Consider the following 20,720-nt stretch of genomic DNA (forward strand, 5'->3'; position numbering starts at 1 on the left):
GACCGCCGATGATCAAGACATGTGTCCGGCGGCTGGCCGCGCCGCTCGCGGCCGCGCTGGCCGCCTCCCTCCTCGTGGCGGCGCCCGGGCCGGCGGGGGCCGCCGAAGGCCGCTACGCCGCCGACATCAGGCGCACCGAGTACGGCATTCCGCACATCTCCGCGAAGGACCACGGCGGCCTCGGCTACGGCTACGGTTACGCCTTCGCGGAGGACAACCTGTGCGTCATGGCCTCGTGGGCGCTCACCCTGCGCGGCGAGCGGTCGCGCCACTTCGGCGCGGAGGCGATGTCGGACGACGCCGTCGACCCGGTCTCCAACCTGGCCAGCGACGTGTACTACAAGAGCGTCCACGCGTCGGGCGTGCTGCGCCGGGTGCTCGCCCGCCCGGCGCCCCACGGCCCCGGTGCCGAGGTGCGGGCGCTCGTGGACGGCTACGTGGCCGGGTTCAACCGCTACCTGAGCGAGACGGGCGTGGCCGGGTTGCCCGACCCGGCCTGCCGGGGCAAGGACTGGGTCGGCCCCATCACCGCCACGGACGTCTGGATGAACCTGCTCGACCTCGGCCGCCTGGCCGGAAGCTCCTCGTTCAAGGAGGCCATCGCCGCCTCCGGGCAGGAGGAAGAGGAGGCGAAGCAGCCGGACAGGAAGAAGAAGGTGAGCGCCCCCGGCAGCAACGCCTACGCCCTCGGGCGCGAGGCCACCCGCAGCGGTCACGGCATGCTGCTGGCCGACCCCCACTTCCCGTGGAACGGCAGCCGCCGCTTCTACCAGGTCCACCTGACCATCCCGGGCGTGCTCGACGTGTCGGGCGGCAGCCTGTACGGCACCCCCATGGTCCAGATCGGCCACAACGCGAGCGTGGCCTGGACGCACACCGTCTCCCACGCCCAGCGCTTCACCCTGTACCGGCTCAAGCTGGTGCCGGGCCGGCGCACCACGTACCTGGTGGACGGCCGGCCCGAGCCGATGGGCCGGCAGGAGGTGTCGGTCACCGTCCGGGACGCCGGGGGCGCGACCCGCGCCGTCGCCACCACCCTGTACACCTCCAGGTACGGCCCGGTGCTGGCCGCCGGCTGGACGGAGGGGACGGCGATCGCCCTGGCCGACGTCAACGCCGCCAATCTGCGCTTCGCCGACGAGTGGCTGGCCATCGGCGCCGCCCGCGACCTGGCCGGGCTGCGCCGCGCGCAGGACACCTACCAGGGGATGCCCTTCGTCTACACGCTCGCCGCGGACGCCGGCGGCGAGACGTACTTCGCCGACGCCTCGGTGGTCCCGCACGTCACCGACGAGCAGGCGGATCGCTGCCGCGCCGGGGACGACCCCGAGACGCTCATTTTGGACGGGTCCACGTCGGCCTGCCTGTGGGGCGAGGACGCGGACGCGATCGAGCCGGGCGTCTTCGGCCCCGCCGCCCAGCCCCGGCTGGCCCGCGCCGACTACGTGACCAACGCCAACGCCGACCCCTGGCTGACCAACCCGGACGCCCCGCTCACCGACTATCCGCGCATCTTCGGCGACACCCGCACACAACGGGACCTGCGCACCCGGGTCGGCCTCGACATGATCGCCCAGCGGCTGTCGGGCGACGACGGGCTCGGCGCCCCCGGCTTCACGCTGGACACTCTCCAGCGGACGGCGACGGGCAAGCGCAACCTGAGTGCCGAGCTGCTCCGCCCGGATCTGCGCGCGCTGTGCCGGGCCAAGCCCGTGATGACGGCGAGCGACGGCGAGAAGGTCGACGTCCGCCGGGCCTGCGCCACGCTGACGGCCTGGGACGGGCGGGCCCGCCTGGACAGCCGTGGCGCGATCCTGTGGCGTGAGTTCTTCCTGGGCCTGCACCGCCCGCGGAGACGGCCCGACGGCGGGGTCATCCCGCCGAGGAGCTGGTGGAAGGTGCCGTTCGACCCCGAGCACCCGCTCACCACACCGCGCGGGCTCGACCTCGCCGACCCGGCGGTGCCGGCCGCGCTGGCCGACGCCGTGCGGTTCTTCAGGGTCAACGACCTCCCGCTGACGCTGACGCCGGGGCAGGCCCAGTGGTACGGCGCCGTCCCGGTGCCGGGCTGCACCGAGGCGGAGGGGTGCTTCGACCGGATCCGCGCCCGCGGCGCGCTCGGCGAGGAAGGCCGCTATGAGGACGTCGACACCGGCTCCAGCTTCCTGATGGCCGTGGAGCTGACGCCGTCCGGGCCGCGCGCCCGCACCGTGCTGACGTACTCCCTGTCGGCCGACTCGACCTCGCCGCACCACGCCGACCAGACCGAGCTGTTCTCGCGCGGCCGGTGGGTGACCGGGCGGTTCACCGAGGCCGAGATCAGGGCGTATCCGGGGCTCACGACGGTGTCACTGCGTTGACGCGGGCCTGGTGGAAAACCCGTGGTGGTCGCCGGCGGATGATCGCTAAGGTGACCGCGTGACGTTCTTCTACCTGCGTTAGCGACCCGCCGGCGGGTCGCGGACGACCCACCGCCGGCGATGCGGGACGGCCTGCCGCCGTCCCGGGTCGCGACGTGGGAGAAGACAGGTGCGAGATTCGCAACCTGCGGAGGGACGCCGGGCGCGTTCTTCCGCGCACACTCTTGCCGTGGCACGGTCGGTTCGTGGCATCGAACCGCTGGTCGCCGCGGAGATCCGGAATTCACGGCTGGGCCGGGTGAGCGGGCTGCGCCATCGTGAGGTGTGGTTCGAGCCCTCGGGCTCCTGGGCCGGGCTGACAGGGCTGCGGACGGCCGACGACGTGCTGCTGGTGGCGGCCGTCGTGGACGGTGTCGGGCCCGCCCGCGCGGCCCTGCGCCGCCTGGCCGCCGCCGCCCTTACGATCACGCACCCCGGCGTCCCCGCGCAGCCGGGGATCGAGGTCTCGGCGTCGTTCGTGGGGCGGCGCAACTACACGCGGTTCGAGATCGAGGACGCCGTCGGGGCGGAGCTGGCGCGGCGGCTGGGGTCGCCGTACCACTCGCGCTCGGGCGGCGCGGCGCCGCCCGGCGGGTGCGTCGCGTGGCGGGTCACGATCGAGGGCGACCGGGCGGTGATCGCGGTACGGATCGCGGGCCGGCCGCTGCACCGCAGGCCGTACAAGACGGCCTCGATCCGGGGCACCCTGCACCCGCCGCTGGCCGCCGCCATGGCCGGTCTGGCCCGGCTCGCCGGGGCGCGCACGGTCCTGGACCCGTGCTGCGGCGCGGGCACCACCCTCATCGAGGCCGCCACGCTCGCGCCGCAGGCCCTCCTATTGGGCCTCGACCACGACCCGGCCGCCATCGCCGCCGCCCGCGAGAACGCCCGCCACGCCGAGAACGGCGCGGACGGCGCGGACGGCGCACCCCGCCGCACGGCTGACCTCCGCGGCCCGGCCGGCGGGATCCGCACGGGCAGGGGCACGAGGTTCCGGTGGGGGGTGGCTGACGCCGGGCGGGTGCCGGTGGCCGGGGGCAGTGTCGATCGGGTGCTGGTGAATCCGCCGTGGGGGCGTCAGGTGCCGCCCGCCGGTGAGCTCGCCCGGGAGCCGGAACGGCTGTGGCGGGAGATCCGCCGCGTGCTGGCCCGCGACGGGCTGGTGGTGGCGTTGTCGTACGACGAAGGCGGGGACCCGCCGGGGTTCGAGACCGTGGAGCGGGTGGAGGTCAGCCTCTCGGGGCGGCACCCCGTACTGGCCGTGCTGCGGCTCAGGGAACGGCGGCGAGCCAGTCGAGGACGAGCCGGTTGACCACGTCCGGCCGCTCCAGGTGCAGGAAGTGGCCCGCGCCGGGCACCAGCTCGGCGCGGGAGCCCGGCGGCAGGTGCGGCAGTGCCTGCTTGACCACGTCGGGCGCGAGGCAGCCGTCGAGGTCGCCGTGCAGGTAGAGGATGGGCGTCGACTCCGCCCTGCCCGGATCCGGGTAGCGCCCGGAGGGCGGGGTGGTGCCCATCATGGCCCGGTAGTAGCCGATGGCCGCCGCCAGGTTGGCCGGCTCCCCGATGCTGCGGCGCACGAAGGCGAGGTCGTCGGAGGCGTCGTAGCCGGGCGACCAGTCCTGCCAGAGCCGGTCCAGGAACCCCGGGGTGGCGGCGGCCGACTCGGCCAGCGGCGTCTGGAAGAGGAACACGTAGAACGACCGCTTGAGCTGGTCGTAGTCCATCAGCCCGGCGAGCAGCGCGGCGGGCGGCGGGACCGCCATGGTCACGGCCGCCCGGAACCGGTCGGCGACCGCGTACGCGGGGAACGCCCCCCAGTCGTGCCCGACGAGCACCGCGCGCTCGTCGCCGCCGAGCTCCTCGTGCAGCGCGAGGACGTCGGCGGCGAGCGCGGCGCCCTCGTAGGCGGCGTCGGCGGGGATCTCGGTCGGCGCGTAGCCGCGGGTGAAGGGCGCGACCGCGCGGTAGCCGCGCCCGGCGAGCTCGGGCAGCAGGTGACGCCAGGTGTGCGCGGTGTCGGGGAAGCCGTGCAGGCACAGCGCCAGCGGCCCGTCCCCCACGGTCAGATACGAGAACTCCACCCCGTTGGCGTGGACGGTTCTGATCTCCATGACTGCGCAACCTAACATTCCGGACGCCCGTGCGGGGGCGTCCGGGGCCGATCAGCTTTCGGCGATCAGGTCGGCCGCCTTCTCACCGATCATCACCGCCGGGGCATGGGTGTGGCCCCGGTTGAGGGTCGGCATGACGGAGGCGTCCGCCACCCGCAGCCCCGCCACGCCGCGCACGCGCAGCGACGGGTCCACGACCGACGCCTCGTCCACGCCCATCCGGCAGGTGCCGACGGGGTGGTAGAGGGTCTCGCCGCGTTCCCTGATCCACTGGGCGATCTCCTCGTCGCTCTCCGGCATGGTGTACGGGGGCATCGGCCCGCCCGCGTACTGCTTCATCGCGTTGGTGGCGAACACCTGCTTGGCCGTCTTGAGCCCGGCCGTCAGCCGTTCGACGTCGACGCCGGCGCTCAGGTAGGCGGGGTCGACCACCACCTCGCGGCCGTTCAGGCCGATCCTGCCCCGGCTCTCGGGCTGCAGCAGCACGACGCCGACGGTCAGCCCGTGGCCGGTGGGCGGGGTGAGGCCGTGGTCCTTGAACGGCACCGGGGCGTAGATCAGCTCGATGTCGGGGGCCGGCTCCTCCGGGGAGGTCCTGATGAAGGCGACCGCCTCGCCCACGTTCGAGGTGAGCATGCCGGAGCGGAACACCAGGTAGCGCAGCAGGTTGGCGACGGACTCCGCCCTGGTGAGGGTGACGGGCTTGGTGCAGGAGACGAAGGCGCCGGTGGACAGGTGGTCCTGAAGGTTCTTGCCGACCTCGGGGAGGTCGCGCACGACCGGCACGCCGGCGTCGCGCAGTTCGTCGCCGGCCCCGACGCCGGAGCGCATGAGCAGGTGGGGGGAGCCGATGGCGCCCGCCGACAGGATGACCTCGCGCCTCGCCCTGATCTGGGCGCCGCCGCTGTGCTCGATGCCGGTGGCGCGCCCGTCCTCGATCGTGATCCGGTCCACGGGGGCCTCGATGATCACGGTGAGGTTCGGCCGGGGCAGCGCGGGGCGCAGGTACGCGTCCGCGGCGCTCCAGCGGCGGCCCCGGTCCTGGGTCACGGGGGTGGGGCTGTAGCCCTCGTTGGACGGGCCGTTGAGCTCGTCCAGGCGGCGTAACCCGAGCTCCTCGCAGGCCTTGAGGAACGCGGCGGTGGTGACGTTGGGGCTGCGCAGCTCGGAGATGAGCAGCGGGCCGGTGGTCCCGTAGACGCCGCCGTGGTTGCTGCCGACGCGGCGCTCGGCCCGGTGGAAGTACGGCAGCACGTCCTCGTACCCCCAGCCGGGGATCCGCCACTGGTCGTAGTCCAGGGCGCAGCCGCGCACCCACATCTGGGCGTTCAGCGAGGAGGAGCCGCCGAGGACCCGCCCGCGCGGCCAGTAGAGCTCGCGCCCGGCCATCTCGCCCTGCTTCGCGGTGGTGAAGTCCCAGTCGTACGGGGTCTTGAAGAGTTTGGGGAACCCGAGGGGCATGCGGATCTCGAGCTTGTCGTCCTGGCCGCCGGCCTCGACGAGCGCCACGGACACCGCGGGGTCGGCCGAGAGCCTGGCCGCCAGCACGCACCCCGCCGAACCGGCTCCGACGATCACGTAGTCGTACTCCATGGACCCCTCCCAGGGGCGAGTAACTTGTTACTTGCTTACTCCAGCGGCGGCATCGCGTCCATATGCATCTGTAACCTGAGCTACCTACCGGTTGGTATGCCCCCGCTGCGAAGATGTGGCCGAAGGCCCAACAAGGAGGGAAGGCGTCATGCTCAACCTGTCGATCGTCCTGGAAGACAGTGCCAGGAACACTCCGGAGAACACGGCCGTCGTCTTCGGCGACATGCTGCTGCCGTACTCCATGATCGACACCGTGGCCAACCAGGTCGCGAACCTGCTGGTCTCGCGGGGCATCGGCAAGGGCGACAAGGTCGCGATCGCCTGTCCCAACCTGCCGTACTTCCCGTTCGTCTACTTCGGCATCCTCAAGGCCGGGGCGACCGTGGTGCCGCTCAACGTGCTGCTGCAGTCCAGGGAGATCACTTACCACCTGGACGACAGCGACGCCAAGGCGCTGTTCTGCTTCGAGGGCACGCCCGAGCTGCCGCTGGGCGAGCGCGGCCGGGCGGGGTTCGAGGGGGCCGAGGGCTGCGACCACTTCTTCGTGCTGCCGGCCACGCCGCTGGCGACCGAGTCGGAGTACGGGGAGTCGGTCTGGGCGGCGCTGAACGGCATGTCCGGCGAGTTCGAGACCGTGCAGACCTCGGCCGACGACACCGCCGTCATCCTCTACACCTCGGGCACCACCGGCCAGCCCAAGGGCGCCGAGCTGAGCCACCAGAACATGCTGATGAACGTCATGGTCAACGACAAGATGTTCCCGCGCTCGGAGAACGGCGACACCTACATGGGCGTGCTGCCGCTGTTCCACTCCTTCGGGCAGACGGTGGTCATGAACACCGGGTTCATGCGCGGCGCCAAGCTGGTGCTCATGCCGCGCTTCGAGCCGGGCGAGGCGCTGGAGCTGATGCGCCGCGAGGAGGCCACGTTCTTCGCGGGCGTGCCGACCATGTACTGGGCCATGCTCACCAAGATCCACGCCGAGGGCGCGGAGCCCCCGGCCACGCTGCAGGTCGCGGTGGCGGGCGGCTCCGCCTCCCCCGTCGAGGTGCTCAAGGACTTCGAGCAGACCTTCGGCATCGGCATCCTGGAGGGCTACGGCCTGTCCGAGACCGCCCCGGTGGCCAGCTTCAACCAGCCGGGCCGCCCGGCCAAGCCCGGCACGATCGGCACCCCGATCTGGGGCGTGGAGATGAAGCTGATCGACAACGACTGGAAGACGGTCGAGGGCGAGGGCCCCGGCGAGATCGCGATCCGCGGCCACAACATCATGAAGGGCTACTACGGCCGGCCCGAGGCGAGCGCCGAGGTGATGCGCGACGGCTGGTTCCGCACCGGCGACATCGCCACCCGCGACGCCGACGGCTACTACTCGATCATCGACAGGGCCAAGGACATGATCATCCGCGGCGGGTTCAACGTCTACCCGCGCGAGGTGGAAGAGATCCTCATGACGCACGAGGCGGTCTCGCTCGCGGCGGTGGTGGGCGTGCCGCACGACTCCCACGGCGAGGAGGTCAAGGCGTACGTCATCCTCGACGCGGGCGCGAGCCTCACCGAGGACGAGCTCGTCGCCTGGGCCAGGGACAACATGGCGGCCTACAAGTACCCGAGGATCGTGGAGTTCCGCGACGCGCTGCCGATGACGGCCACCGGCAAGATCCTCAAGCGCGAGCTGCGCTGAGCCCCGCAGGCCCCCTTCCGGAGGGAGGGGGCCCAGGAGCGAAACGCTTTCCCCCGCGTCCGCGATCTGTTCGTGTACGGCTCACGAACATCGGAGGATCGCATGGAAGCTGGCACGCTCGCCGTTCCCGGCGCCGAGCTGTACTACGAGCTGCGCGGGTCCGGCCCGGTCCTGCTGCTGGTGAACGGCGGCGAGGGGGACGCGGGCGCGTTCGCGCCGCTGGCCGCACTGCTCGCCGACCACTACACCGTGATCACCTACGATCCGCGCGGCAACTCGCGGAGCCGGCTGACCTCCCCGATCGGCGAGCAGCGCATCCCCCAGCACGCCCGCGACGCGCACCTGCTGCTGCGCGCGCTCTGCCGGGAGCCCGCCTACCTCTTCGGCACGAGCTACGGCGGCATGGTCGTGATGGACCTGCTGGCCGCCCGTCCCGAGCAGGTGCGCGCGGCGGTCGCGCACGAGCCGCTCCTCATCGAGCTGCTGCCCGACGCCGACCGCTGGCACGCCGCCTTCCAGGAGGTGTACGAGACGTACGAGCGGGAGGGCGCGCCGGCGGCGGTCCGGGCGCTGAGCGCCCTGCTCGGCGTCGCCGCGCCGCCGGAGGCGTCGGCCGGGCTGCCGCCTCCGGTCGCCGACATGCTGGCGCGGGTCCAGGCCAACATGTCCTTCTGCGTGGCGTACGAGCTGCGGTCGTTCGTCCGTTACGTGCCCGACCTGGAGGCGTTGCGGGGCGGCAAGTTCACGCTGGCCACGGGCGGCGAGACGGGGTCCACCGTCGGCCACCGCACCGCCCTCGCCCTCGCCGAGGAGCTCGGGCTGGACATCGCCGGCTTCCCCGGCGGGCACGTGGGTTTCCTCACGCACCCGGCCGAGTTCGCCAAGACGTTGTACGAGGTGCTGGAGAGCTGATCAGGGCCAGTCGCGGGACGGGCGCAGCGGCATGCCGGAGCGCCCCTGGTCATCCAGCTTGACGCCGAGCACCTGGTGGAGCTGGATCTTGTTGCGCTCGAAGCCGACGATGCAGCCCGCCATGTAGAGGGCCCAGACGCGGGCGGTGCCCATGCCGACCTCCTGGACCGCGTCCTCCCAGTTGGCGTCCAGGTTGTCGCACCAGTGGCTCAGCGTCTTGGCGTAGTGCTCGCGCAGGTTCTCCTCGTGGCGGATCTCGAACCCGTTGTCCTCCATCTGCCTGATCAGGTAGCCGACCGACTCCAGCTCCCCGTCGGGGAAGACGTAGCGGTTGATGAAGCCGCCCTTGTTGAACGTCTTCTCCTTGCCGGTGGGGCGGGTGATGCAGTGGTTGAGCAGCCGGCCGCCGGGCTTGAGCTTGCCGTTGAGGAAACCGAAGTAGGCGGGCAGGTTGTCCTTGCCGATGTGCTCGGTCAGGCCGATGGAGCTGACGGCGTCGAAGTCGCTCTCGGTGACGTCGCGGTAGTCCATGTGGCGGACCTCGGCGAGGTCCTGCAGCCCGGCCTCGGCGATGGCCTTCTGCGCGTACTCGGCCTGCTGGCGGCTGAGCGTCACGCCGAGCGCCTTGACGCCGTAGTGCTGGGCGGCGTGGATGACCATGCCGCCCCAGCCGCAGCCGACGTCGAGCAGCCGCATGCCCTCCCGGAGCCCGAGCTTGCGGGCCACCAGGTCGAACTTGGCGAACTGGGCCTCCTCCAGCGTCGCGTCCTCGGAGGGGAAGGTGGCGCAGGTGTAGGCCATGGAGGGGCCGAGCACCCACGAGTAGAACCGGTTGGACACGTCGTAGTGGTGGTGGATGGCCTCGGCGTCGCGCTGCTTGGCGTGGCGCGAGCCCAGCCTGGCCAGCGCGCTGGTGCGCACCTCCTGCGGCGGCACAGGGACGCGCATGAGCAGCGGCTTGAGCCCCAGCGAGCGGACCGCGGCGACCTTCTCGGCCGGGGTCAGGTCGTTGGTCGTGATGTTCCACATCCGGTCGAGCAGGGTGTAGAGGTCGCCGTGCACGTCGATGTGGCCCGACACGTACGCCCGGGCCAGCCCCAGCTCGCCGGGGGCCTGCGCCAGGTAGGCCACCGCGATGGGCGACTTCACCTCAAGGGTGACGTCGGCGCCGTCGGGTCCCGCCTTGCTGCCGTCATACGCCATGAACGCGATGCCGGCGTCCGTGCCGACGATCTTCTCGAAGATGGACGCGAGAGCCATCACATCACCTTCCCCGCACACACTTGTCGTACAGATCAAGCAGGCGGCCGCTCGGATCGTATTCCCGCTTGACCGGCCAGTAGGTGTCGCCGTTGTACAGCCGCCAGAACTCGTCGCGGCCGTAGAAGGACGTCGAGTAGAGCGACTTGTGCCCGTCGAGCTCGTGCACCGCGTTCTCGATGAGCCGGTTGTGGTGGCCGTCGAACCGCCCCCGCGGCAGCGGCACCATGCCCCAGAAACCGAAGTTCACGTACAGCTTCCCGGGCTCCAGGGGGTAGAGCGGCCAGCGGGAGCTCGCCCGCAGCGGGCACATCCAGACCGGCGTCATGCCGACCTCGCCGTGGAAGAACTCCAGGAACTCCGCGCCCCGCTCGACCGGCACCTCGACGTCCTGGATGACCGACTCCTGCACCGGCCGGCCGCGCCAGCGGTCGATGCGGGCGGTGACGCCGTGCTTGCGGTCGAGGGCCACGAGCCTGCGGTAGACGTCGGAGCGCATCCAGCGGCGCGGCATGAACGTGCGGACCATCGGCTGCTGCACGCCGAACGCGCGCGAGCACCAGAACCAGTCGGTGTCCCAGCGCCACAGGTAGTCGCGCACGGTCAGCCAGTCGCGGCCGCGCTGCCGGATCGACTGGTAGTAGATGCGCATGCCGGTGTAGTCGGAGGTGTAGGGCGCCCGGTCGGCGAAGCGGCCGACGGTGAGGTAGAGCTCCTGCGGGCCGAAGAAGACCCCGTCGACGAAGTCGACCGGCTCGCCGTCGTGCTCCATGCTCTCGCAGATCTCCTGCATGGCCAGCATGCACTTGTCGGCGTCGGTGAACCTGACGTGGGTGAGCCGCACGTACGGATGGACCTTGCGCAGCTTGATGCGCAGGCGCAGCGCGTAGCCGAGGGTGCCGTAGGAGTTGGGGAAGGCCCGGAAGAGGTCGTGGTGCTCGTTGTCGTCACGGGCGACGATGACGCGGCCGTCACCGGTGAGGATCTCCAGCTCCTCGACCGACTCGTGGGGCAGGCCGTCGCGGAAGCTGGTCGACTCGATGCCGAGCCCGGTCACGGCCCCGCCCAGGGTGATGGTCTTGAGCTGGGGGACGACGTACGGCATCAACCCGTGGCGGAGTGTGGCGTCCACGAGGTGCTCGTAGGTGGTCATGCCCTGGACCTCGGCGGTCATCGTCTCGGGGTCGACGCTGATGACCTCGTCGAGATCCCTGGCGGAAAGCCCGGCCGTCTTGCCGGAGTCGCGGAACCTGAACAGGTTGGACGTGGCCTTGGCCAGGCGCGGCGCGGCGTCGCCGGGAATCTCGGCGTAGGAGCGCCGGATGTGCTCTACTGCCCGTCGGTGTGTCGACATCGTCGTCTTCACGCAAGCACCCCCTGGAGCCGGCAGAGATCGTCGACAGAACGTTATCTCTCCGGGACAACATGGAACAGACCGGGGGCGTTAAAGACACGAAAACTGTTCATCGTGCCAGCTACAAGCCTAAGAAGCCGGTGAATCCGAGTATTTCCGCGTAATTGGCTGACAAACGCCATTCACCACGTTGACGACTTCGCGGCCCTCGACGGCCGCGGCCAGGTTGTCCAGCGTGACGGTCATCAGGCGGCCGGTGGCCTCCTGGGTCACGCCGGCGACGTGCGGTGACAGCAGCACTCCGGGCAGCTCGCGCAGCGGGTCGCCGGGAGGCAGCGGCTCGGCGTCGAACACGTCCAGCGCCGCGCCCCCGAGATGCCCCGAGCGCAGCGCCGCCACCAGCCCGTCCTGGTCCACGACCCCGCCCCTGGCGGCGTTGACCAGCACGGCGCCCCGCTTGAGCCGGCGCGGGTCGATCAGGCCGCGGGTCTCCTCCGACAGCGCGATCACCACGACCACCACGTCACTGGTCTCCAGCAGGTCCTCCAGCGCGGTGTAGCGGGGGTCCTCCCGGGGCGTGCGCGTCCAGTAGGAGACCCTGCCGCCGAACGCCCCGAACAGGCGGGCGCACGCCTCCCCGATCGGCCCGTAGCCGACCACGCCCACCCGGGCGGCCCCCAGCTCCCGTGGCTGGAGCGCCTGCTGCGGCCACTCCCCCGCGCGCACGGCCGCGTCGGCCGCGGCCAGCTTGCGGGTCACCGCCAGGGCGGCGGCCACGCACCACTCGGCCACCGCGCCCGCGCTGACGCCCGCCGTGTTGGCCACCGGCACGCCGGCGGCGGCCAGCGCGGCCAGGTCGTGGCCGTCGACGCCGACCGAGGGCTGCTGCAGGAACGCCAGCCGGGGCGCGGCGGCCACGGCCGCGGCGTCCAGCGTGAGCTCGCCCGTCCAGTCGCCCAGCACGATCTCCGCCTCGGGCAGCGCGGCCAGCAGCGCCGCGCGGTCGCGCGTGGCGGGCGCGCGCACGCTCACCCGGTCGCCGAGCGGGGCGAGCAGCCGGCGGATCAGGTCCACGGGGAGCGGCGGGAGCGCCAGCAGGTTCCAGGGCGTCATGCGCCCACCGTAAAGCTCTCCATCACCTGGCGCATCAGGCCGGTGTTGCGCTGCCACTGCGCCTCGGTGAAGGTCCAGGACAGGATGTAGGCGGTCTCGCCGATCGTCACGGCCCGGCGCACCTCGTGGTACTTCATGCCGGGCGCGGCCCACGGCGTGCCGCCGCCCGCCTCGGCCACCCAGGTGAACTCCCACTCCACGGCCTTCGCGCCGTTGTGGCTGACCTTCCTGCGGCCGGCGTCGCGCAGGACGCCGGCGCCCCCGGCGGACTTGAACGCCTCCTCCTCGTCGCGCAGGAGCTGGTGCGGGTCGAGGCTGGCGTAGACGGCCTCGACGGCCAGGTGCCCCATCCGGTGCGGGTGCGTCCACTCGGCGTGGTGCTCGCCGCGCGCGCCCTTCCAGCCGGCCGGCCGCTCGATCGACCAGCCGGCGGGCGAGGTCCAGGGCCGCACCACGGGCCTCGTCCTGGTCGGGGCGGGCGTCGGCGCGAGCGTGGAGCTGGCCGTCGGCGTCGGCGTGGCGGACGGCGGGGCGCTCGGCATCGGGCTGGTCGCCGCGGCCCGCTGGGCGAGCTGCGCGGTGCCCTCCGCCGGTCCGGCGGACCTGAAGTACGCGACGGCGCCTGCCGCCACGACCACGACGGCGGCCGCGGCGGCCGCCACGACGGCGCGGCCGAGCCCGCGCGACACGCGGGGGCCGGGCGCGTCCCGGTCGGCGGCGGCCGGCCTGGCCTGGAGGACGGCGTCGAGCAGCTCGTCCGCCTCCTGGGCGGTCACCCGCTCGGCCGGGTCCTTGCGCAGCAGCCCCTGGAGCACCGGGTGCATGATCGGCGGGATGCGCCGGTAGTCGGGCTCCTCGTCGAGGATGGCCTTGAGCGTGTCCATGGGCTCGCCGCGTTCGAACGGCGAGCGGCCGACCAGCGTGGCGTAGAGGGTGGCGCCCAGCGACCACAGGTCGGAGGCCGGGCCCGCCTCGGTGCCGCGCACCCGCTCGGGGGCCAGGAATCCGGGCGAGCCGGTCACCATGCCGGTCTTGGTGAGCGAGGACTCGCCCTCGGCCGTGGCGATGCCGAAGTCGGTGAGCACCGCCCGGCCGTCGTCGGTGAGCAGCACGTTGCTCGGCTTCACGTCGCGGTGCAGGATGCCCTGCCCGTGCGCGGCGACGAGCGCGGACAGCACCTGGCGCCCGACGTCGGCGGCCTGCCGCACCGGCAGCGCGCCCATGGTCGCCACGACCTCTTCGACGGACGGGGCGCGCACCAGCTCCATGATGATCCAGGGCCGCCCGTCCTCCTCCACCACGTCGTACACCGCGACCACGGACGGGTGGTTGAACTGGGCGGCGGTGCGGGCCTCCCGCGCGGTGCGGACGAGCTGACGCTCCTGGTCGGCGTCGGGCAGGCCCGCGGGCAGCACCACTTCTTTGACCGCGCACTGCCGGTCGAGCAGCGTGTCGTGGCCTTCCCAGACCACGCCCATCCCACCGCGGCCAAGCGCGCGTACTAACTCGTAGCGCTTGGCGATCAGCCGGCCGCTATCCGCATCCATGTCCTACCCCTGTTGACCACCCGAATAGTGGGCAAGTTTCCCATACCTCACCTGCCTCTGAGGGGTGGTCAGGAAGGCGTCTTGCCAGAGCACACCGAATATTGTTCTACTTGGGTGACTGTTCGCCTGCCGGTCATGAGAAGGAGACGCCGATGTCGAACGCTCGTCAGGGTCCGCTGTCCGGGGTTCGGGTGCTGGAGCTGGCGGGGCTGGCACCAGGTCCTTTCGCCGGGATGATGCTCGCCGACCACGGCGCCGAGGTGCTGCGGGTCGACCGGGTGAAGGCGGTCTCCGACCGGCCGCGCACCGACGTGATGGACCGCGGCAAGCGCTCGGTCGGGCTGGATCTGAAGTCCCCCGAGGGCGTGGCCGCGTTCAAGGAACTGGCCCGGCACGCCGACGTGGTGATCGAGGTGTTCCGGCCGGGCGTGGCCGAACGGCTCGGCATCGGGCCCGACGACCTGCACGCGGTCAACGAGCGGCTCGTCTACGGCCGGATGACCGGATGGGGCCAGGACGGCCCGCTGGCGCCCACGGCGGGGCACGACATCGACTACATCGCGGTCTCCGGCGTGCTGTCGATGCTGGGCCGCGAGGGCGGCAAGCCGACCCCGCCGATCAACATCCTGGGCGACTTCGCCGGCGGCGGCCTCATGCTCGCGTACGGGGTGCTGCTGGCGCTGTTCGAGCGGGAGCGCACCGGCCTGGGACGGGTGATCGACGCCGCCATGGTCGACGGGGCGGCGATCCTGTTCGCGATGTTCTACCAGGGCGTGAGCAGCGGCATGTGGGGGCCGCGCGGCACCAACCTGCTCGACACCGGCGCCCCCATGTACGACACGTACGAGACGGCCGACGGCGGCTACCTGGCGGTGGGATCGCTGGAGCCGCAGTTCTGGGAGGCGATGGTGTCCCTCATGGGCCTGTCGGACCTGCCGGACCGCAACGACCAGGCGCAGTGGCCGGCGCTGCGGGCGCGGCTGGCGGAGGAGTTCCGCAAGCGGACCAGGGCCGAGTGGGAGGCGGTGTTCGAGGGCTCCGACGCGTGCGTGTCGCCGGTGCTGTCGATGGACGAGGCCCCCGCGCACCCGCACAACGCGGCCCGGCGCAGCTTCGTCGAGGTCGGCGGGCTGAGCCAGCCGATGCCCGCGCCCCGGCTGCTCGGCGCGCCGGACCCCGACCTGGCCCCGGCGACCCGGCTGGACGACCTGTCCGCCTGGGGCATCCCGGCTGAGGCGGCGGAGAAGCTGCGCGCCCAGGGCGTGCTCGGCTGAGCGCGGGCCGCGCGCGCGAGCCGGTCGTCGAAGCGGCGTGGGCGCGGCACCGCTCCCCGGGTCGCGCTTGGTCAGGCGCGGGCCGTGCCGCGTGCCGTCTCGTACGGTGAGTAGTCCTTGAGGGTGACGGCGTCGTGCAGGCGCGCGCTCCTGCCGCCGAGCCGGCCGGCCGCCCTGATGACCGCGTCCGGGATGTGGTCGAGCACGCGGGCCGCCTGGACGAGCGCCCACAGGTCGAACCGGCCTCCGGGGACGAGCCGTTTCGCCATGCCCAGCGCCAGGTCGCGGCTGCCGCGCACGTACGCGCCGAGTTCGGCCTCGTACGCGGGGAACGCCCGCGCGGGGTCGCCGCCCGCCGCGGCGAGCTCGCCCGCCAGCACGTACGCGCCCACCACGGCCAGGCTGGTGCTGCCGCCGACGGCCGGTCCCGGGCAGTAGCCGGCGTCGCCGACGAGCGTGACGCGCCCGCGCGACCAGGTGTCCATGCGCAGCTGGGTGATGCTGTCGAAGTAGAACGCGGGCGTGGTGTCCAGCTCGGCCAGCAGCCGGGGCACCTCCCAGCCGAGGCCGGCGAAGTGCTCGCGCAGCAGCTCCTTCTGCCTGGGCACGTCCCTGTAGTGGTAGTCGAGGGGCTCGCGGGTGCGGAAGAGGAAGACGGCCCGCGCGTCCGGGAGGTGGGCCGCCGAGTACAGGCCGATGATCCGGTCGACGGCCGAGACGCCTTCCATGCGCCCTTCGAGGCCCAGGTAGTTCGGCACGGACGCCACCGCCAGGTAGGCGCCGATCCAGGTGGCGAAGCGCTCCTCGGGGCCGAACACCAGGCGGCGCACGTTCGAGTGCAGCCCGTCCGCGCCGACCACCAGGTCGAACCGGCGCGACGGCCCGCGCTCGAACGCCACCTCGCCGTCCTCGCCGATGGCCGTGATGGAGTCGTCGAAGACGTACTCGACGTCGTCGCGGCCGGCTTCGTAGAAGATCTCGCCCAGGTCGTCGCGCATGATCTCGACGTGCCGCTCCGAGAACGCGGCGATGAGCTTCCCGGTGCTCATCCGCACCGGGCGGGACCGGCCGGGGACGTGGAAGGTCAGCAGCTCGGTGCCGGTCTTCCTGGCCCTGATCCGGTCGAGCACGCCCATCTTGGCGGCGATGTCGACGGCGGGCCGGAACAGGTCGACCGCGTGGCCGCCGGTCTTGCGCAGCGCGGGGGCGCGTTCGACGACCGTGACGGTGAACCCGTAGCGGGTGAGCCAGTAGGCGAGGACGGGGCCGGCGACGCTGGCGCCGGAGATGAGGACGCGCATGGACATCCCTCCTTACTTACCGGATGGTAAAATACCGGCGACGGCCGCCACAAGGGCTTACTTAACGATAGGTAAGGATTAGGGTTGATCCATGGCCAGGCCGAGTGACACCAGGGCGCGCATCCAGGCGGTGGCGCGCGAGCTGTTCGTGCGCCAGGGCGTGCAGAACACCAGCCTGCGCCAGATCTCCGACCGGCTCGGCATCACCAAACCGGCCCTCTACTACCACTTCTCCTCACGCGACGACCTGGTGCGCAGCATCGTCCAGCCGCTCGTCGACGACATGGAGCGGTTCGTGGCCGGCCGGCAGCCCGGCGGGGATCCGCGCGAGCTGCTCGACGACTACTTCGACATGATCTGGCGGCACCGCGAGGTGATCGTCATGGTGGTGCGCGAACTGTCCGTGCTGTCCTACCTCGACCTGGGCAAGCGCATGATCGAATGGCGGCAGCGGCTCGTCGCCCTGCTGCTCGGCGACGATCTCACCACCACCCAGCGCATCCGGGCCACGATCGCGCTGGGCGGCCTCGCCGACTGCTCGGTCGAGTACGCCCACCTGCCCGTAGAGGAGGTCAAGCCGACGGCGGTCGAGGTCGCGGCCGCCGCGCTCGGTTTCTAGACCGCGACGTAGAGGTCGACGCCCCCCGGGTGGTGCACCTCCACGTCGGTGGTGAACGCCCTGGCCGGCGTGCCGCCCGACTCGGTGTGCTTCCACACCTGCTGCCAGGCCTCGACCAGCGCCTGCGGCATCGGGCCGCGCGCCTCCACCTTGATCGTCGTGGCGGCCGGCACCCGCACCGCCACCATGCCCTCAGGCAGCCGCGGCACCGTGCGCACGGCCGTGCCGACGATCTGTGTGTAGGCGCCGTGATGATCGCTCTCGTAGTCGGTGAGCACCGCGTAGAGGTTCTCCCCCACGCGGTTGGGCACGTGGGCGAAGGCCCCCGGAGCACCGGCCCGCTGCCACAGGACCGGCAGCTTCGCCCGCGCCTGGTCCATTTCGTCGGCGTTCGTGGTGCGTACTGCGAATCCGACGACGATCATCTCGTCCCGCTCGGTGACGTCCACACGCCCTCCCTCCCCCATTGAGCATCCCGGCCGATCATAAGCCCCCGAGAAAGGGGGAAATGTTTGGTAGAAGCAGTCACCTCATAAGATGGATGAACGTGAAATTTCTCAACGGCATGGCGCCGCCGTACGACCTGACCTACAGCGACGTCTTCATGACGCCGTCCCGCTCCTCCGTCGGGTCCCGGCTCGAAGTCGACCTGTCCACGCACGACGGCACCGGCACCACGATCCCGCTCGTCGTGGCCAACATGACCGCGGTCGCCGGACGGCGCATGGCCGAGACCGTCGCCCGCCGCGGCGGCATCGTGGTGATCCCCCAGGACATCCCGTTCGACGTCGTCGCGGACGTGGTCGACTGGGTGAAGAAGCGCGACCTCGTCCACGACACCCCGCTCGTGCTCACCCCGCACGATACCGTCGGCGAGGCGCTGCAACTGCTGCCCAAGCGCGCGCACGGCGCCGTCATCGTCGTCGACTGGGAGAACCGCCCCGTCGGCGTGGTGACCGAGGCCGACTGCCAGGGCGTCGACATGTACACCCAGCTCGCCCAGGTGATGTCCAGCGAGCTGCTCACGCTGCCCGCCGGGCTCGCCCCGCGCGAGGCGTTCGACCGGCTGCACGACGGGCGCCACCGGCTGGCCCCCATCGTCGACGAGTCGGGCCGCCTGGTCGGCATCCTCACCCGTACCGGCGCGCTGCGCGCCACCCTCTACCAGCCGGCCGTGGACTCCCGCGGCAGGCTGCGCGTCGCCGCCGCCGTCGGGGTCAACGGCGACGTGGCGGCCAAGGCCAAGGAACTGCTCGAAGCCGGCGTCGACTGCCTGGTCGTCGACACGGCGCACGGGCACCAGGACAAGATGGCCACGGCGCTGCGTGCGGTGCGCGCGCTGGGGCCGCACGTGCCCGTCGCGGCCGGCAACGTGGTCACCGCCGCCGGCGTGCGCGACCTGGTCGACGCGGGCGCCGACATCGTCAAGGTCGGCGTGGGGCCGGGCGCCATGTGCACCACCAGGATGATGACCGGGGTGGGCCGGCCGCAGTTCTCCGCCGTGCTGGAGTGCGCCGCCGAGGCGCGCAGGCTCGGCCGCCACGCGTGGGCCGACGGCGGCGTCCGCCACCCCCGCGACGTGGCGCTGGCCCTGGCGGCGGGGGCGGCCAACGTGATGGTCGGCTCGTGGTTCGCCGGCACGTACGAGTCGCCGGGCGACGCCCACACCGACGCCGACGGGCGTAAGTACAAGGAGAACTACGGGATGGCGTCCGCGCGCGCCGTCCGGCTGCGCACCGCCGACGACAGCCCCTTCGACCGGGCCAGGAAGGCGCTGTTCGAGGAGGGGATCTCCACCTCGCGCATGTACCTGGACCCGCGCCGGCCCAGCGTGGAGGACCAGATCGACGCGATCGTGGCCGGGCTGCGCTCCGCCTGCACGTACGCGGGGGCGACCACGCTGGAGGAGTTCCACGAGCGCGCCGTCGTCGGCGTCCAGAGCTCCTCGGGCTACTCGGAGGGCATGCCGGTCCACATCAGCTGGTGACCCTCGTGGTACCCGCGCGGTCGTACGGTGATCAGCCGATCGTGGTCACCCGTGCAGTCGTGCGGACGACCCGCCGGTCGTAATCACCCGCGCGGTCGTGCGGACGACCCGCCGGTCCGGCCATCAGCCGGTCGTCGTCACCCGTACGGTCGTGCCGGTGACTGATCTGGCGAGGTCGCCGGCCAGGAAGACGGCCGCGCCGGCCGCCTCCTCCGCGGGCCGCTTCCCCCCGGGAGGCGGCCCGCCGAGCGCGATCGCGTTGACCCGGATCCCGCGCGGCGCCAGCTCCACGGCCAGCGTCGCGGTGAGGCTCTCCAGGGCCGCCCTCATCGCCCCGTACACCGCCGCCCGCCGGGCCTCGCCCGAGCTCACGTTGATGATCGCGCCGCCCGCGCGCATGAGCGGCAGCATCCGCCGGATCAGCTCCGTGACCTGGCCGAAGTGCTCCTCGAACACCGCCCGCTCGTCGCGCGCGGCCGGCTCGTCGAAGCCGCCGGCGCTCGTCACCAGCACGTCCACCCGGCCCCACCGGTCGGCCACCGCCCGCGCGAACACCTCCGCCGCCATCGCGTCGCCGGGCCTCACCGTCATCGCCAGATCACCCCGCGGCCTGTCACGGTCGCACGCCGCCACCCGCGCCCCGAACGCCGCCAGCGCCTCGGCGATCGCCCGTCCCGCCCCGCGCGCCGCCCCCGCGACCACGGCCACGCGCCCGTCGAGCAGGATCGCGTCGGGTGTCGGGGCGGTCATGGAAGCCGACGATATCCCGACCGCGTAGAGTCGTCGGGTTCATTGCCATCGTCAACAGGAGCACTTCGTGGCACTCTCGAAGCCGGAGATCGACTTCCCGGGCGGCAACCCGCCCGCCGACCTGGAGATCGAGGACATCGTCGTCGGGGACGGTCCCGAGGCCAAGCCCGGCCATCAGGTCAGCGTCCACTACGTCGGCGTCGCCTTCTCCACCGGCGAGGAGTTCGACGCGTCCTGGAACCGCGGCCAGGCGTTCCAGTTCCCGCTGGGCGGCGGGCGCGTGATCGCGGGCTGGGACCAGGGCGTCGCCGGCATGAAGGTGGGCGGCCGCCGCAAGCTCGTCATCCCGCCGCACCTCGGCTACGGGAACGCCGGTGCGGGCGCCCGCATCAAGCCCGGCGAGACCCTCATCTTCGTCGTGGACCTCCTCGGCGTCAGCTGACCCGCCGACCCCCCGGCTCCCGGCCCACCCGCCGGGAGCCTACGTCCTCCACCCGAAGCTTCACGACATCACCCGCCGGGATATTCACCACGTCCCGGGCACGACCGCCGCGGTCCTCCCGCCACCGCGCACGTCCCCGGCCCCAGCGTCCGGGCACGACCGCCGCGGTCCTCCGGCCACCGCGCACGTCCCCGTCCTCCGCGTCCGGTGACGCCTCCTCAGTGCCCTATCCCCCGGTGTCCCGACTCCGAGCAGACCGCCAGGATCCCCCACATCCCCGGCTCCCCGCGTCCGGTGATGCCACTCGCCACCTCGGAGCCCTCTCCCCCGGGTCCACCACATCCGCCCGAGGTCCCGACTCCGGGTACGTTCGC

At 72.3% G+C, this 20,720-nt stretch carries 17 protein-coding genes; 8 read left to right on the top strand and 9 right to left on the bottom strand.

Annotation, left to right across the window (positions count from 1 at the left end; all coding sequences use genetic code 11):
• The first annotated feature begins 8 nt into the window (after positions 1–8).
• Both AB0K05_RS18345 and AB0K05_RS18350 read left to right on the top strand, forming a co-directional pair.
• Positions 9–2,360, top strand: coding sequence for a penicillin acylase family protein (locus AB0K05_RS18345; protein WP_364230269.1), 2,352 nt, complete (start codon positions 9–11; stop codon positions 2,358–2,360).
• A gap of 229 nt (positions 2,361–2,589) precedes the next feature.
• Complete coding sequence (locus tag AB0K05_RS18350; RefSeq protein WP_364230272.1) at positions 2,590–3,711, top strand: methyltransferase domain-containing protein; 1,122 nt, start codon at positions 2,590–2,592, stop codon at positions 3,709–3,711.
• Here AB0K05_RS18350 and AB0K05_RS18355 read toward each other — a convergent pair.
• Entirely contained in the window at positions 3,671–4,510 is an 840-nt protein-coding gene (locus AB0K05_RS18355; RefSeq protein ID WP_364230274.1) for an alpha/beta hydrolase, read from the bottom strand. The two genes, AB0K05_RS18350 and AB0K05_RS18355, sit on opposite strands and share 41 nt — an antisense overlap.
• A 51-nt stretch (positions 4,511–4,561) precedes the next feature.
• The gene (locus AB0K05_RS18360; RefSeq protein WP_364230276.1) at positions 4,562–6,103 is read right to left on the bottom strand and encodes a GMC family oxidoreductase N-terminal domain-containing protein; all 1,542 of its coding nucleotides are present in this window, start codon (positions 6,101–6,103) and stop codon (positions 4,562–4,564) included.
• 148 nt (positions 6,104–6,251) lie between these two features.
• Between AB0K05_RS18360 and AB0K05_RS18365 the strand changes: the two genes are divergently transcribed.
• Together AB0K05_RS18365 and AB0K05_RS18370 are read left to right on the top strand one after the other, a co-directional pair.
• Entirely contained in the window at positions 6,252–7,787 is a 1,536-nt protein-coding gene (locus AB0K05_RS18365) for a long-chain fatty acid--CoA ligase (protein WP_364230279.1), read from the top strand.
• A gap of 102 nt (positions 7,788–7,889) precedes the next feature.
• Positions 7,890–8,699, top strand: coding sequence for an alpha/beta hydrolase (locus tag AB0K05_RS18370; RefSeq protein WP_148030122.1), 810 nt, complete (start codon positions 7,890–7,892; stop codon positions 8,697–8,699).
• On the opposite strand, the gene AB0K05_RS18375 is transcribed toward AB0K05_RS18370, so the two are convergent.
• The 4 genes from AB0K05_RS18375 to AB0K05_RS18390 all read right to left on the bottom strand — a co-directional run bounded on the left by AB0K05_RS18375 (position 8,700) and on the right by AB0K05_RS18390 (position 13,973).
• On the bottom strand, positions 8,700–9,959 hold the full coding sequence (locus tag AB0K05_RS18375; RefSeq protein WP_364230282.1) for a cyclopropane-fatty-acyl-phospholipid synthase family protein: 1,260 nt from the start codon (positions 9,957–9,959) through the stop codon (positions 8,700–8,702).
• Between the two features lie 4 nt (positions 9,960–9,963).
• Positions 9,964–11,313 carry an FAD-binding oxidoreductase gene (locus tag AB0K05_RS18380; protein ID WP_271279376.1) on the bottom strand — a complete coding sequence of 450 codons (1,350 nt, stop codon included), beginning with the start codon at positions 11,311–11,313 and terminating at the stop codon, positions 9,964–9,966.
• Positions 11,314–11,442: 129 nt separating this feature from the next.
• On the bottom strand, positions 11,443–12,426 hold the full coding sequence (locus tag AB0K05_RS18385; protein ID WP_364230284.1) for an NAD(P)-dependent oxidoreductase: 984 nt from the start codon (positions 12,424–12,426) through the stop codon (positions 11,443–11,445).
• Positions 12,423–13,973, bottom strand: a complete 1,551-nt coding sequence (locus AB0K05_RS18390) for a protein kinase (protein WP_364230286.1) — start codon at positions 13,971–13,973, stop codon at positions 12,423–12,425. Before AB0K05_RS18390 ends, AB0K05_RS18385 begins: the two co-directional genes overlap by 4 nt.
• A 152-nt stretch (positions 13,974–14,125) precedes the next feature.
• On the opposite strand from AB0K05_RS18390, the gene AB0K05_RS18395 reads away from it, so the two are divergent.
• Positions 14,126–15,247, top strand: coding sequence for a CaiB/BaiF CoA-transferase family protein (locus tag AB0K05_RS18395; RefSeq protein WP_271279198.1), 1,122 nt, complete (start codon positions 14,126–14,128; stop codon positions 15,245–15,247).
• A 71-nt stretch (positions 15,248–15,318) separates the two neighbouring features.
• Here the strand turns inward: AB0K05_RS18395 and AB0K05_RS18400 are convergent, their stop codons facing one another.
• Positions 15,319–16,548: an FAD-dependent monooxygenase gene (locus tag AB0K05_RS18400; protein ID WP_364230288.1), complete on the bottom strand. Its 1,230-nt coding sequence runs from the start codon at positions 16,546–16,548 to the stop codon at positions 15,319–15,321.
• 91 nt (positions 16,549–16,639) lie between these two features.
• Here AB0K05_RS18400 and AB0K05_RS18405 point away from each other — a divergent pair, with 91 nt between their 5' ends.
• Entirely contained in the window at positions 16,640–17,167 is a 528-nt protein-coding gene (locus tag AB0K05_RS18405) for a TetR/AcrR family transcriptional regulator (RefSeq protein ID WP_148030115.1), read from the top strand.
• Here the strand turns inward: AB0K05_RS18405 and AB0K05_RS18410 are convergent.
• A complete protein-coding gene (locus tag AB0K05_RS18410; RefSeq protein ID WP_364230290.1) occupies positions 17,164–17,616 on the bottom strand; it encodes a GyrI-like domain-containing protein in 453 nt (150 codons plus the stop codon). The two genes, AB0K05_RS18405 and AB0K05_RS18410, sit on opposite strands and share 4 nt — an antisense overlap.
• 98 nt (positions 17,617–17,714) lie before the next feature.
• Between AB0K05_RS18410 and AB0K05_RS18415 the strand changes: the two genes are divergently transcribed.
• Positions 17,715–19,154: a GuaB1 family IMP dehydrogenase-related protein gene (locus AB0K05_RS18415; RefSeq protein ID WP_364230292.1), complete on the top strand. Its 1,440-nt coding sequence runs from the start codon at positions 17,715–17,717 to the stop codon at positions 19,152–19,154.
• Positions 19,155–19,277: 123 nt separating this feature from the next.
• Here the strand turns inward: AB0K05_RS18415 and AB0K05_RS18420 are convergent, their stop codons facing one another.
• Positions 19,278–19,904, bottom strand: coding sequence for an SDR family oxidoreductase (locus tag AB0K05_RS18420; RefSeq protein ID WP_364230294.1), 627 nt, complete (start codon positions 19,902–19,904; stop codon positions 19,278–19,280).
• Positions 19,905–19,971: 67 nt separating this feature from the next.
• Here AB0K05_RS18420 and AB0K05_RS18425 point away from each other — a divergent pair, with 67 nt between their 5' ends.
• On the top strand, positions 19,972–20,346 hold the full coding sequence (locus AB0K05_RS18425; protein WP_148030111.1) for an FKBP-type peptidyl-prolyl cis-trans isomerase: 375 nt from the start codon (positions 19,972–19,974) through the stop codon (positions 20,344–20,346).
• Positions 20,347–20,720: the final 374 nt, after the last annotated feature.

Source organism: Nonomuraea sp. NPDC049486 (assembly GCF_040676925.1).
In the GTDB taxonomy this organism is placed as follows: Bacteria; Actinomycetota; Actinomycetes; order Streptosporangiales; family Streptosporangiaceae; genus Nonomuraea; species Nonomuraea ferruginea.